This is a genomic window from Rhizobium herbae, assembly GCF_019511375.1.
In the GTDB taxonomy this organism is placed as follows: Bacteria; Pseudomonadota; Alphaproteobacteria; order Rhizobiales; family Rhizobiaceae; genus Pararhizobium; species Pararhizobium herbae_A.
The window spans coordinates 66,111-78,778 of the sequence record NZ_JAEUAO010000004.1; the positions used below are offsets into that span (position 1 = coordinate 66,111).

Sequence of the window (12,668 nt, forward strand, 5' to 3'; positions counted from 1 at the left end):
TGTCGAAGGATTGACATAATGAAGATGCTGACGATCGCGCTGCTGGCGCTCACCGGCCTCGTCGGGGTTGCTACGGAACCGGCACTGGCCGAGAAAACCGAGATTACAGACGTAACCGGCCGCAGGGTGGAGTTGGAGCTGCCGGCAAAGCGTGTTCTCCTCGGCGAGGCTCGGCAGGTTCATGTGGTTGCGGCGGTGAAAGGCGACAAGACCTTCGAAACCATCGTCGGCTGGCGTGACGACCTGGTGAAGAAGGACGCGGACACCTATGTGAGCTATCGCGACCGGTTTCCCGACATCGAGAAACTGCCGCGCTTCGGCTATGTCGGCAACGGCACCTTCGATCTGGAAGCCGCGATCGCGCTCAAGCCGGATGTGCTGACACTCAATCTGGAGTCGGTGAAGGCGGCCGAGGAGGCTTCGCTCGTCGAGAAGGCGGAAGCCGCCGGTATTGCCGTCGTCTATCTCGATTTCCGAGTCGATCCGGAAAAGAACACCGAAGACAGCATAGCCCTGCTTGGCAAAATTTTCGCTGCCGAGGATCAGGCCAAGAAGTTGGCCGACTATCGCCGGGCACAGATTGCCCGGGTGACGGACCGGCTGGCCGCGGCAAAGCCCGCTTTCCCGAAGGTGTTCATCGAGCGCTCGCCGGGTATTTCCGGTGATGTCGCCTGCTGCCGGACGTTCGGTCCGGTGAATTTCGGCCGGATGGTGGAGCTTGGAGGCGGCCACAATATCGGTTCCGACGCGATCACGGGCACATTCGGCGATCTCAACCCTGAGCAACTCGTGGTGGCCGATCCAGACCATGTCATCGTCACCGGCGCCAACTGGGCAGCTGAATCCGATGTCAACCAGTTCGTCAATGTCGGGCCGGGAGCCGATCCGAAGGCGGCGCGGCAGAGGCTTGCCGATCTGATGCGACGGCCCGCCTTTCCGGGCTTGAAGGCTGTCAAGCAGAACCAGGTCCATGCCATCTGGCACCAGTTCTACGGCAACCCTTATGATTTCGTCGCCATCCAGCAATTCGCCAAGTGGTTCCATCCGCAGCTTTTCGCCGACCTCGACGCGGAGGAAACCTTCCGGGATTTCCATAGGAAGTTCCTGCCGGTGGCCTATCGCACGGGGTATTTCATCTCACTCGAAGCGGGAGACATGTGATGACGCTCGCCCTGGTGCAACCCGTTGAAGCCGCCGGCGGCGGACGCTACCGAGCCCTTGCCTACCGCCGTATTGTCCTGATCCTGTGTCTTGTCGGGGCGCTGTTCCTCAGCATTGCGGTCGACATGGCGCTCGGACCGGCAAATTATGCGCTGTCCGATGTCCTGAAAGCTTTGTTCAACGCCGCCTCGGTCGATGACCAGCTGCGCGTCGTCATCTGGGATATTCGCATGCCGATCGCGCTGATGGCGGTCACGGTCGGCGCGTCGCTTTCCGTTGCGGGCGCGCAGATGCAGACGATCCTGGCCAATCCCCTGGCCAGCCCTTTCACGCTCGGCATCTCCGCGGCGGCCAGTTTCGGTGCGGCACTGGGGCTCGTCGGGGGAGTGGCAATCTTCCCCGTTGCCGTCCACTATATGGTGCCGATCAACGCCTTCCTGATGGCGATGATTGCCGCCCTGTTCATCCATTTTGCCTCGACCATGCGCGGCGTGACTGTCGAGACCATCGTTCTTCTCGGCATAGCACTGGTCTTCACCTTCAACGCGCTGCTGTCGCTGCTTGAATATCTCGCCTCGGAGCAGGCCCTGGCCGCCGTCGTCTTCTGGACCATGGGCAGTCTCACCAAGGCGACCTGGGTCAAGGTTGGGGTGACCGGTGCCATACTCGTCTTTGCCGTTCCGCTGTTTGCCCGCCGCGCGTGGGCGCTGACGGCGCTCAGGCTCGGGGACGATAAGGCGGCGAGCTTCGGCATCAACGTGCGTGGCCTTCGCCTCGAAACCATGATGCTGGTCAGCCTTCTCGCCGCCATCCCGGTTTCCTTCGTCGGCACCATTGGCTTTGTCGGTCTGGTTGGACCGCACATTGCGCGCATGCTGGTCGGAGAGGATCAGCGCTTCTTCCTTCCGGCGTCGCTCGTCTGCGGTGCGCTGCTGCTATCCGCGACCTCGGTCGTCTCGAAGACGATCATTCCGGGCGCCATCCTGCCGATCGGCGTCATCACCGCGCTCGTGGGTGTTCCCTTCTTTTTCGTGCTCATCTTCAGCAATCGGAGGCGGTCATGGTAAGTCTGGCACTCAAGGGGCTTGGCGCCAAATACGGCAAGCACGTCGCCCTTTCCGGCGTCGATACCGACGTGTTGGTCGGGGGTGCCATCACCGCCGTGATTGGTCCCAATGCGGCGGGCAAATCGACGCTTTTCAAGCGCATTGCCGGTCTCACCTCCGGCCCCGGCACCGTCTATCTCAGCGATACCGATAAGGGCCCGGAAACGATCTGCTACATGCCGCAGGATACCGGCGCCAATGCGGTCCTGACGGTCTATGAATCGGTGCTGCTGGCAGCCAAGCAGGGTTCCGGCTGGAAAGTTCACGACCGTGACCTCACGGATATCGATCAGGTCCTGCGGGCGCTGAGGATCGACGATCTCGCCTTTCGCGGTCTCGGCGAGCTCTCCGGCGGCCAGCGCCAACTCGTGTCGATTGCCCAGGCGCTCGTTCGCAAGCCTGAGATTCTCCTGATGGACGAGCCGACCTCGGCTCTCGACCTGTTCCGCCAGATCGAGGTGCTGGGCTTCATGAAGGCATTGGCAGTCCGATCGGGCATGGCGGTGCTGATTGCGCTGCACGATCTCAATCACGCGCTTCGTTATTGCGACAACACCATTGTCATCGCCGACGGCAAAATGGCCGCCAGCGGCCCGACGGCCGATGTCATAACGCAGGCGATGCTGCGCGACATCTACCGGGTCGAGGCGCGGCTCGAAGCCTGTTCGCAGGGGAAACCACTGGTGATCGTCGACAGCTCCATTGTTTGATCGCAACCTGAAGGCGATCGGCGCCCAAATACAGTGTCCGGCGGGCCCTTTCCACGCCGATTGTTTCCGGGCAATGCGCAAGTCAACGCTTGTTGCAAAGCCGAGTTGACGAGCGCGCCATTATGCCTCAAGTATTTGACTTGATGCAGCCTTTGATCATCGAAAGCAACGGATGGCTTGGCGCCATCGAACAGCCAGGCACGGTCACCTGACTGCCAGCCGCACGGTTCGACATGGATTATCTGGTCAATCTCTCACTGGTTAAACCCGTTCCCGGTCTCGACGCGCGGATGGAAAAAGCGGGTGTTACGATCCGACGGGCGCTTGCACCGGAGCTTGAACTGGTGACGGGCTGGGTGCGGGAAAAGTTTGGCTCCGGCTGGGCGAGCGAGACTACGGTCGCTTTCGCCCGGCAGCCGCCGACCTGCTTTCTCGCAACGCGGGCGGGAAAACTCATCGGCTTTGCATGCCATGAATCGATCGCCCGGGGTTTCTTCGGGCCAACCGGAGTCGATGAGGCGGCGCGCGGCGGGGGCATCGGCCATGCACTGCTGCTTGCCTGTCTGCTGGATTTGAAGACCATGGGCTACGGCTACGCCATCATCGGCGATGTCGGCCCATCGGCGTTCTACGAGCGCACTGTGGGTGCTACCCCGATCCCCGATTCGGCCCCCGGCGTCTATGCCGGGCTGCTCAAAAGCGCCGACTGACCTTTTCTCCGGAGCAGAGATGGTGGCGATTGGACCAAGGCCAATTGCCAGTTTGGAGACGGTCTGGGCGCCGGAGGGGCAGGGGAGAGTCCGGTCTATATGCTCTGCCTCACCACCGGCCAGCCGCTCAAATTCTACGCTGTGCGTTCTTGCGCTCGCTTGCAAAAAAAAGGCGCCGTACAAGTGACGGCGCCGTCGTTCAGGATGGTGGTGTCGTTGTCGCGGCTTATTCCGCGGCTTCCAACCCAGGCAGGACCGGTTGCGTGTGCAGCGGTGTCACGGTGGCGGTTTCGGCGGGCGCTACGTGCGCGCCGGTTATCTTCAGCGGCCTGTTGCCGGTAAGCGCGCGGACCACAACGTAGAAGACCGGTGTCAGGAACAGGCCGAACAGCGTCACCCCGATCATGCCGGAGAACACCGCGACGCCCATGGCGTGGCGCATTTCAGCGCCCGCGCCGGTCGAGGTCACCAGCGGTACAACGCCCATGATGAAGGCCATCGACGTCATCAGGATCGGGCGCAGGCGAAGACGGCTCGCCTTGATCACCGCATCGAAGGGCCTGGCTCCCTCGAACTCCAGTTCACGCGCGAATTCGACGATCAGAATGGCATTCTTCGCCGATAGCCCGACCAGCACGATCAGGCCGATCTGGGTGAAGACGTTGTTGTCGCCCGCCGTCAGCCAGACACCGGCGAGGGCGGCCAGCAGCGCCATCGGAATGATCATGATGATCGACAGCGGCAGCGACAGGCTTTCGTATTGCGCAGCCAGCACCAGGAAGACGAGCAGGATCGACAACGGGAAGATCAGCACGCCGGTATTGCCGGCAATGATCTCCTGATAGGTCAGTTCCGTCCATTCGAAGCTGACGCCTGCCGGCAGGGTTTCCGCCGCTATACGTTCGACGGCGGCGCGCGCCTGGCCGGATGAATAGCCCGGTGCCGTGTTGCCGTTGACATCGGCCGATAGGAAACCGTTGTAGCGCATGGCCCGCTCCGGCCCGGCAGTGGAGCTGACATTCAGCACGGCCGACAGCGGGATCATCTCGCCGGAATTCGAGCGAACCTGCAGCTTGCCGATGTCTTCGGCCTGCGCGCGGTAGGCAGCATCGGCCTGGACGCGGACGGAATAGGTCCGGCCGAACTTGTTGAAGTCGTTGACATAGACCGAGCCGAGATAGATCTGCAGCGTGTTGAAGATTTCCGTCAGCGGCACGTTCAGCTGCCGTGCCTTGGCACGATCGACGTCAGCATAGAGCTGTGGAACGTTCACCTGATAGCTCGAGAACAGGCCGACCAGTTCGGGCGCGGCATGGGCCTTGGCCATGAAGCCCTTTACGGCTGCATCAAGAGCCTCGTAACCGAGACCAGCCTTGTCTTCCAATTGCAGCTTGAAGCCGCCGATTGCGCCGAGACCCTGCACGGGCGGCGGCGGGAAGATGGCGCTGAAGGAGTCCTGGATTGCCGAGAGCTCCTGGTTCAATCGCCCGGCAATTGCGCCAGCCGAAAGATCCGGTGTCGTGCGCTCTTCGAAGGGCTTCAGGGACAGGAAGACGATGCCGGCATTGGAGGAGTTGGTGAAGCCGTTGATCGACAGGCCAGGGAAGGCGATCGCGTCTTCGACACCCGGCACCTTGAGCGCGATGTCGCTGATGCGGCGGATAACCGCTTCCGTCCGGTCAAGCGAAGCGCCGTCCGGCAACTGCGTGAAGCCGACGAGATACTGCTTGTCCTGCGGCGGCACGAAGCCGCCCGGCACCGCCTTGAAGAAGAAGGCTGTGGCGCCGATGAGCAGCAGATAGACCCCCATCATCAGCGTCTTGCGCGAGATTACGCCCTTGACGCCGGCGCTATAGCCATTCGCTCCCCGCGTGAAGACCGCATTGAAGCCACGGAAGAACCAGCCGAACAGGAAATCCATGATCCGGGTCAACCGGTCCTTCGGCGCATCGTGACCCCTCAAGAGCAGGGCGGCGAGGGCCGGTGACAAGGTGAGCGAGTTGAAGGCCGAGATGACGGTCGAAATGGCTATCGTCAGGGCGAACTGCTTGTAGAACTGGCCGGTGAGCCCGGAGATGAAGGCGAGCGGCACGAAGACGGCGACCAGAACCAGTGCGATCGCGATGATCGGACCGGAGACCTCGGCCATTGCCCGGTAGGTTGCCTCGCGTGGCGCAAGGCCGTTTTCGATGTTGCGCTCGACGTTTTCAACAACGACGATCGCGTCGTCGACGACGATGCCGATGGCGAGCACCAGCCCGAACAGGCTGAGCGCGTTGATCGAGAAGCCGAAGAGCTGCATGATCGCGAAGGTGCCGACGATCGATACGGGAACCGCGATCAGCGGGATGATCGAGGCGCGCCAGGTCTGCAGGAAGATGATGACGACGATGACGACGAGGGCGATGGCTTCGAGCAGCGTGTGGATGACGGCCTCTATCGAGGCGCGCACGAACTGCGTCGTGTCGTAGACGATCTCGTAGTCGACATCCTGCGGCATTGTCGCCTTGATTTCCTTCATGACCGTGCGGACCTGGTCGGCGATCTCGATCGCGTTCGATCCGGGGGCCTGGAAGACGGGAACGGCAACGGCCTGCTTGTTGTTGAGCAGCGAGCGCAGCGAGTATTCAGCCGAGCCGAGCTCGATGCGGGCGACATCGCGCAGTCGCGTGATCGCGCCGGTCGGGCTCGTCTTGATGATGATCTCGCCGAACTCTTCCTCGCTCTGCAGGCGCCCTTGCGCGTTCACGGAAAGCTGCAGGTCGACACCCTCGAGATTGGGCGAAGAGCCGATGACGCCGGCAGCCGCCTGGATGTTCTGGGCGCGGATTTCGTTGACGACGTCCGATGCGGACAAGCCCAGCTCCGCCATCTTCTGCGGGTCGAGCCAGATGCGCATCGAATAGTCGCCCGAGCCGAACAGCTGCACCTGTCCGACACCGTCGATGCGGGCGAGCCTGTCCTTGACGTTGATCAGCGCGTAATTGCGCAGATAGGTCATGTCATAGCGACCCTCGGGCGAGGTCAGGTGAACGACCATCATCAGGTCGGGAGAGCTCTTGACGGTGGTGACGCCAAGGCGGCGAACCTCTTCCGGCAGGCGCGGCTCGGCCTGGCTGACGCGGTTTTGAACGAGCTGCTGCGCCTGATCCGGATCGGTGCCGAGCTTGAAGGTGACGGTGAGCGTCATCAGGCCGTCGGTGGTCGCCTGGCTGCTCATATAGAGCATGTCCTGGACGCCGTTGATCGATTCCTCCAGCGGCGTCGCCACCGTTTCGGCGATCACCTTGGGATTGGCGCCCGGATAGTTGGCGCGCACCACAACGGACGGGGGCACGACATCCGGATATTCCGAGATCGGCAGGATCGTCATGGCGATCAGGCCGCCGAGGAAGATGAGGAAAGACAGAACGCCCGCGAAAACCGGGCGATCGATAAAGAATCTGGAAATATTCATGGCGCGATCGCCCTTGTTCTTAAGTGCCGATGACGGCTTATTGCGCGATGGAGGCTTGCAGCGCCGGGTTCGTGCCGGCGTTCATCGAGACCATTTCTGGTGCGACGAGCGAGCCGGGGCGGATGCGCTGCAGACCGTTGACGACGATGCGTTCCTGTGCCCTCAGACCGGATGTCACCACCCGCAAGCCGTCGGATTTCGCGCCCAGGGTGACTTCGCGGTATTCGGTGGTGTTGTCGGGCTTGACGACGATCACGTATTTCTTGTTCTGGTCGGTACCGATCGCCCGTTCATGAACCAGCACGGCGTCTTCCGTCTTCGCCTGGCCCATGCTCAGCCGGGCGAATTGACCCGGCATCAGGGCGCCATTGGCATTGTCGAACACTGCGCGCACCCGGATGGTGCCGCTTTGCGGATCGACGCTGTTGTCGACGAGCTGGAGCTTGCCCTTGATGTCCGCGTGACCGGCGACATCCATGCGCACCGGAACGCGATCGAGGAAGTTGCGGGCATTCACGCCCTCCGGCAGTTCTGCCAGGATGCCGGAGACGATCTGTTCATCCGCCTCGAAGCTTGCATAGATCGGGCTTAGCGATACCAGCCGGGTAAGAATCGGCGAGGATGGACCGGCGGCGATGAGGTTGCCGGCAGTGATCTCGATCTTGCCTACGCGGCCGGTGATCGGAGCGCGGATTTCCGTGTAGCTCAGATTGAGCTCGGCTGACTGCAGCACGGCGCGCGCGGCTTCCAGATCAGCCTCGGCACTTGCCGCGCCGTTCAGGCGCTGATCGTAGTCGCTTTGCGATACGGCATTGGAGGCGAGCAGTTGCTTGCCGCGCTTCAGTTCGGTGCGGGCGAGGGCTGCCCGGGCCTCGGCTGCGGTCACGCTTGCCTTGGCGCGGGCCACTTCTGCCTGATAGGGAGCGGGGTCGATGGTGACGAGCAGGTCGCCCTTCTCGACGATCGCGCCTTCCTGGAAATGAACGGACTGGATCGCGCCCGCGACGCGTGAGCGCAACTCGACATGATCGATCGCCTCGAGACGGCCGGAGAATTCACTCCACTGCGTCACGGGCTTTGCCTCAACGACGGCGACCGAGACGGGAACGGCAACGGGTGCTGCGGCCGTGGCATCGGCTGCATTGCCGGTGCCGGACGGGCTGCCCTGGATTTCGAAGACGATCGTCGGTCCAATGGTTGCCACGGCAAGAATGAGCCCGGTGGCGAGAAGCTTGTTTCTGAAAGTTCCGAAAGACATGACTTTATCCTGAATTTCTGGCCTCGGGGAGGGACGTGCCGGTCATCTTTCGTGGGAGGCGAGAGATTTGGGCGCGAGGGCTGCATTGACGTTCAATACCGATCGGTATAAAAATAAGTTCCTGAACCGATCACTGTCAATGGAATTATACCGATCGGTATAAAAAAATTCGGGAGGTCCGGCCCATGGGACGGCCAAGAGAGTTTGATGTCGACGAAGCCCTTGAAACGGCCATGGAACTATTCTGGCGAAAGGGCTACGAAGGCACCTCTCTGACCGATCTGACCGAGGGAATGGGCATCACCAAGCCCAGCCTCTATGGCGTCTTTGGCAACAAGGAGGCTCTCTTCCTGAAGGCGCTTGAGCGCTACGAGCGCACCAAGATGAGCTTCTTTCATGAAGCTCTCAAAGAACCTAAAGCCCGTGTTGCCGCCGAGAAGATTCTGCGCGGCTTTGCCGACGCGCAGACGGCTGACAAGGACCCGAGCGGATGCATGGGCATCAACAGTGCGCTCGCGTGCAGCGAGGCTGCCGCCGACATCCAGAAATGCCTGATTGAAAACCGCCACCGCGGCGAACACGAATTAGGCAAGCGGTTCGAGCGCGCGGCGCAGGAGGGCGATCTGCCGCCCGGCCATGAACCCTTTGATCTTGCCCGCTATATCATGACGATTTCGCAAGGGACGGCCATTCAGGCGGCGTCCGGTGCGGATCGGGCGGCACTTTATCGCGTCATCGACATGGCACTGCAATTCTGGCCGGAACCGGCTGCTGAAGGCAGCTAGTTATCGGGGGGGGGGCGGGTTCCATATACGACCTTGCAGGTGTCGTTGGCGATATCAGTCCTCCGCCATTTTTCCGCTGCGTGATTCCAGCCGGTAGCGGTGGCCGGGATAGACGAGCCGGGCAAAGGAGACGACGCGCTTGGACGACCATGTGCGCCTGCGGATGAGCAGGCAGGGCTCGGTGCGCAGGATTACGAGGAGCTTGCATTCCCACGGCTGCGGCATGGCCGCTTCGACGATGTGTTCTGAGCCGCTCAACGGCGCCTCGGCAGTCAGGTAGGCATTCGGCGTCTGTTTGGTGAAGTCCTGGTTGAGGTACCCGGGGGCTGCCTCCGGATTGACGAAACGGTCCTCAATCTGCACCGGAACGCCGTTTTCGCTGTGCACGATCAATGAGTGAAACACCGGTGCGCCGATCGGCAGGCCGAGCGCATCGGCGACATCGGGTGCTGCCGTCTCCTGCGCCAAAACGATCACGGAGGCCTGGTGCACATGGCCTCGCTCGTCGATCTCCTCGGCGATGTTGCGGACTTCGAAGAGTTCTGAATAGCCCTTGCGCTCGGCAACAAAGGAGCCGACGCCCTGGATACGCACCAGTTCGCCCTCGCTTGCCAGTTCGCGCAGCGCCCGGTTGGCGGTCATCTTGCTGACGCCCAGTTCGGCGACCAGTTCATTCTCCGAAGGGACTCGGTGCTTGGGTGGCCATTCACCGCTCTGGATGCGGTCGAGGATCATCTGCTTGACGCCGGCGTAAAGCGGCGCGCCGTCATTGTCGCTGTTGTCCCACTTCAGTTGAGCGTTCTGGTCGATGCTGCGTTTCATATGCTCATTCCTTGGGCGAAATTAATTTTGCATCAAATGCGGGCCTCCCTCTTGCATACCACAAAAATTCGCATATGGTACCATATACAACATGGATGTTCAGGGCATTTTTGAAGCCGGCTCATCCCTTAATAGATTGTAAAGCCGGCGGAGATCGGCGGACGTTGTGAAGCTAAACCTCAGAGGAACCTGAACATGAATCTTTCCAAATTTCTGATGGCCGGTGCCGTCGCATTCGCAACCCTTGCTGCGCCGATGGCTCAGGCCAAGGACTGGAAGACAGTCACCATCACGCTCGAAGGCGCTTATGCGCCGTGGAACCTGACCAATCCCGACGGTACGCTCGGTGGGTTCGAGCCGGAGCTTGCCAAATATCTCTGCGACCACATGAAGGTCGAGTGCAATCTCGTCGCGTCTGATTGGGACGGCATGATCCCGGCGCTCAATGCCGGCAAGTTCGACGTGATCATGGATGCGCTGTCGATCACCGAAGAGCGCAAGAAGATCATCGACTTCACCATTCCCTATGCTCATACCCACGCCGCTTTCGCGACGCTCAAGGATGGTCCGCTGGCAAACGCCGCCGGCTCCGGCACGGTCGTCAAGCTTGATCCGGGCGCAACCGGCGTCAAGGAAATCGATGCGATGAAGGCAGCCTTTGCCGGCAAGACGATCGGCATCCAGGCCGCCACCGTCTACTCCAAGTTCATCTATGACAACTTCGGCGATATCGCCACCGTGCGTGAATACAAGACTGGCGCCGAGCGCGACCTCGATCTTGAAACCGGCCGTATCGATCTCGTCTTCGACGATGCCGTATACCTGATTTCGGCTTTCGAAAAGGCCAATGGCACGCTCGCCTTCACCGGCCCTGAAATCGGCGGCACGATCTTCGGCAGCGGTGAGGGCCTCGGCATTCGCCAGGCCGATACGGATCTGCGCGACATGTTCAACAAGGCTATCGAAGCGGCACTGGCCGACGGCACGATCAAGACCTTGTCGATGAAGTGGTTCAAAACCGACGTTACCCCCTGATCTAAACTCTGTCCGCCGCTTGCCATTCGCCCCCGGCGGGCACACTTTGCTGCGGCAGGCCGCCCACCCTCAGGTGCGGCCTTCCACATCCATCTGACGATCGGGAAGCCGGCCTTGCCTGAAACGAGGGCGCCGGAAACGACGGGACGCCTGCGGCATGGCACTATTTCAATTGATCGGATTTGGCCCCACCGGCTGGGGCGGACTGCTTCTCCTGGCATCGTTGATGACGCTTTGCGTTACCGCCGTTGCGCTGTTGATCGGCGCTATCCTCGGCTCGCTGGTCGCCTGGGCGAAGCTGTCGGGCAGCAGGATACTGCGAACGCTTGGCGGCACCTACACCACCGTCTTTCGTGGCGTTCCTGAGCTGCTGATCATCTATCTCGTCTATTTCGGCGGATCGAGCGCGGTCACCGCGATCGGTACGGCCATGGGCTACGAGGGCTTTCTCGGCCTTCCGTCCTTCGCGGCCGGTGCGCTTGCGGTCGGCATCATCTCCGGTGCCTACCAGGCCGAGGTTTTTCGCGGTGCCTATCTCGCCATCCCGAAGGGCGAACTCGAGGCGGCGCAGGCGATCGGCATGAACCGCAGCCTGCGCTTCCGCCGCATTATCGGCCCGCAGGTTTTCCGCTTTGCCATTCCGGGCATCGGCAATGTCTGGCAGCTCAGTCTCAAGGACTCGGCGCTCGTGTCCGTAACCGGGCTTGCCGACCTGATGCGGACCAGCCAGGTCGCCGCCGGTTCGACGCGGCAGCACTTCCTGTTCTTCATCGTCGGCGGCTGCCTCTATCTGATCCTCACCAGCTTCTCGGATCGCTTTTTCACCAGCGCCGAAAAGCGCGCCAATCGCAGCATGCCGACCAGCCTCGGCCAGGCCTGATCTTCAAGGAGCCGCGCGATGGATATTACCTTCATGTTCGAGACGATGAAAACGCTGCTGGCGGCTCTGCCGATGACGCTGGCGCTGTTTTCCCTCTCGGTTTTCTTCGGCGGCTTGCTGGCGCTCGTCATCGTCTGGATGCGGGTGAGCGGCAATACCATCGCCCGCAATTTCGCCAAGGGCTATATCTTCGTCTTCCGCGGTTCGCCGCTGCTGATCCAGATGTTCCTGATCTTCTACGGCCTCGGGCAGTTCGGCTTCATCCGCTACAGCTTCCTCTGGCCGGCGCTGCGCGAACCCTTCGTCTGCGCCGTCTTGTCGCTGGCGCTGTGCACGGCGGGCTATACGGCTGAAATCTTTCGCTTCGGCCTGCGCGCCATTCCGGCCAAGGAGATCGAGGCGGCCCGCTCGGTCGGCATGTCCGGCTTCCTGCTGACGCGCCGGATCCTGGCGCCGATCGCCTTTCGCCATGCGCTGCCGGCCTATTCGACCGAGGTGGTGATGATGGTGAAGTCGACGGCGCTTGCCAGCCTCGTAACGGTCTGGGAAGTAACCGGCGTTGCCCAGCGGCTGATTTCGCAGACCTATCGCACGATGGAAGTCTTTCTCTGCGCCGCCGCCATCTATCTCATCCTGAACTTCCTGATCCTGCAGGCCATGGCGCTGCTCGAATACAAGCTGACCCCGCACCGCCGCGCGGCGCCCCTGTTTCCGGTGCCGCAGCGATGACCCCGACGACCCTCA

The 12,668-nt window shown here is 61.6% G+C and carries 11 protein-coding genes; 8 read left to right on the forward strand and 3 right to left on the reverse strand.

Annotated features, from left to right (window positions below; all coding sequences use genetic code 11):
* Nucleotides 1-18: 18 nt before the first annotated feature.
* From JNB71_RS17125 to JNB71_RS17140, 4 genes are all read left to right on the forward strand, one after another.
* Complete coding sequence (locus JNB71_RS17125; protein WP_220373029.1) at nt 19-1,161, forward strand: ABC transporter substrate-binding protein; 1,143 nt, start codon at nt 19-21, stop codon at nt 1,159-1,161.
* Nucleotides 1,161-2,228: a FecCD family ABC transporter permease gene (locus tag JNB71_RS17130; RefSeq protein ID WP_220373030.1), complete on the forward strand. Its 1,068-nt coding sequence runs from the start codon at nt 1,161-1,163 to the stop codon at nt 2,226-2,228. Before JNB71_RS17125 ends, JNB71_RS17130 begins: the two co-directional genes overlap by 1 nt.
* Complete coding sequence (locus JNB71_RS17135; protein WP_220373031.1) at nt 2,222-2,977, forward strand: ABC transporter ATP-binding protein; 756 nt, start codon at nt 2,222-2,224, stop codon at nt 2,975-2,977. Before JNB71_RS17130 ends, JNB71_RS17135 begins: the two co-directional genes overlap by 7 nt.
* A gap of 233 nt (nt 2,978-3,210) precedes the next feature.
* A complete protein-coding gene (locus tag JNB71_RS17140) occupies nt 3,211-3,687 on the forward strand; it encodes a GNAT family N-acetyltransferase (RefSeq protein WP_220373032.1) in 477 nt (158 codons plus the stop codon).
* Between the two features lie 226 nt (nt 3,688-3,913).
* On the opposite strand, the gene JNB71_RS17145 is transcribed toward JNB71_RS17140, so the two are convergent.
* Nucleotides 3,914-7,144 carry an efflux RND transporter permease subunit gene (locus JNB71_RS17145; RefSeq protein WP_220373033.1) on the reverse strand — a complete coding sequence of 1,077 codons (3,231 nt, stop codon included), beginning with the start codon at nt 7,142-7,144 and terminating at the stop codon, nt 3,914-3,916.
* Nucleotides 7,145-7,181: 37 nt separating this feature from the next.
* The gene (locus tag JNB71_RS17150) at nt 7,182-8,402 is read right to left on the reverse strand and encodes an efflux RND transporter periplasmic adaptor subunit (RefSeq protein WP_220373034.1); all 1,221 of its coding nucleotides are present in this window, start codon (nt 8,400-8,402) and stop codon (nt 7,182-7,184) included.
* Between the two features lie 185 nt (nt 8,403-8,587).
* On the opposite strand from JNB71_RS17150, the gene JNB71_RS17155 reads away from it, so the two are divergent.
* The gene (locus JNB71_RS17155; protein WP_220373035.1) at nt 8,588-9,187 is read left to right on the forward strand and encodes a TetR/AcrR family transcriptional regulator; all 600 of its coding nucleotides are present in this window, start codon (nt 8,588-8,590) and stop codon (nt 9,185-9,187) included.
* A gap of 54 nt (nt 9,188-9,241) precedes the next feature.
* Here JNB71_RS17155 and hutC read toward each other — a convergent pair whose 3' ends face one another.
* Nucleotides 9,242-10,009 carry a histidine utilization repressor gene (gene hutC, locus JNB71_RS17160; RefSeq protein ID WP_220373036.1) on the reverse strand — a complete coding sequence of 256 codons (768 nt, stop codon included), beginning with the start codon at nt 10,007-10,009 and terminating at the stop codon, nt 9,242-9,244.
* 195 nt (nt 10,010-10,204) lie between these two features.
* On the opposite strand from hutC, the gene JNB71_RS17165 reads away from it, so the two are divergent.
* The 3 genes from JNB71_RS17165 (at nt 10,205) to JNB71_RS17175 (ending at nt 12,653) form a co-directional block, all read left to right on the forward strand.
* A complete protein-coding gene (locus JNB71_RS17165) occupies nt 10,205-11,044 on the forward strand; it encodes a transporter substrate-binding domain-containing protein (protein WP_220373037.1) in 840 nt (279 codons plus the stop codon).
* A 157-nt stretch (nt 11,045-11,201) separates the two neighbouring features.
* Nucleotides 11,202-11,924, forward strand: a complete 723-nt coding sequence (locus JNB71_RS17170; protein ID WP_220373038.1) for an ABC transporter permease — start codon at nt 11,202-11,204, stop codon at nt 11,922-11,924.
* Between the two features lie 18 nt (nt 11,925-11,942).
* Nucleotides 11,943-12,653 carry an ABC transporter permease gene (locus JNB71_RS17175; protein ID WP_220373039.1) on the forward strand — a complete coding sequence of 237 codons (711 nt, stop codon included), beginning with the start codon at nt 11,943-11,945 and terminating at the stop codon, nt 12,651-12,653.
* Nucleotides 12,654-12,668 lie beyond the last annotated feature (15 nt).

What these genes read in the sequence shown, in the direction of transcription:
- JNB71_RS17130 (WP_220373030.1), top strand. Translation starts at nt 1,161, where the DNA reads ATGACGCTCGCCCTGGTGCAACCCGTTGAAGCCGCCGGCGGCGGACGC.
- JNB71_RS17175 (WP_220373039.1), top strand. Translation starts at nt 11,943, where the DNA reads ATGGATATTACCTTCATGTTCGAGACGATGAAAACGCTGCTGGCGGCT.
- JNB71_RS17145 (WP_220373033.1), bottom strand. Translation starts at nt 7,144, where the DNA reads ATGAATATTTCCAGATTCTTTATCGATCGCCCGGTTTTCGCGGGCGTT.
- JNB71_RS17150 (WP_220373034.1), bottom strand. Translation starts at nt 8,402, where the DNA reads ATGTCTTTCGGAACTTTCAGAAACAAGCTTCTCGCCACCGGGCTCATT.
- JNB71_RS17170 (WP_220373038.1), top strand. Translation starts at nt 11,202, where the DNA reads ATGGCACTATTTCAATTGATCGGATTTGGCCCCACCGGCTGGGGCGGA.
- JNB71_RS17135 (WP_220373031.1), top strand. Translation starts at nt 2,222, where the DNA reads ATGGTAAGTCTGGCACTCAAGGGGCTTGGCGCCAAATACGGCAAGCAC.
- JNB71_RS17155 (WP_220373035.1), top strand. Translation starts at nt 8,588, where the DNA reads ATGGGACGGCCAAGAGAGTTTGATGTCGACGAAGCCCTTGAAACGGCC.
- JNB71_RS17165 (WP_220373037.1), top strand. Translation starts at nt 10,205, where the DNA reads ATGAATCTTTCCAAATTTCTGATGGCCGGTGCCGTCGCATTCGCAACC.
- hutC (WP_220373036.1), bottom strand. Translation starts at nt 10,009, where the DNA reads ATGAAACGCAGCATCGACCAGAACGCTCAACTGAAGTGGGACAACAGC.
- JNB71_RS17140 (WP_220373032.1), top strand. Translation starts at nt 3,211, where the DNA reads ATGGATTATCTGGTCAATCTCTCACTGGTTAAACCCGTTCCCGGTCTC.
- JNB71_RS17125 (WP_220373029.1), top strand. Translation starts at nt 19, where the DNA reads ATGAAGATGCTGACGATCGCGCTGCTGGCGCTCACCGGCCTCGTCGGG.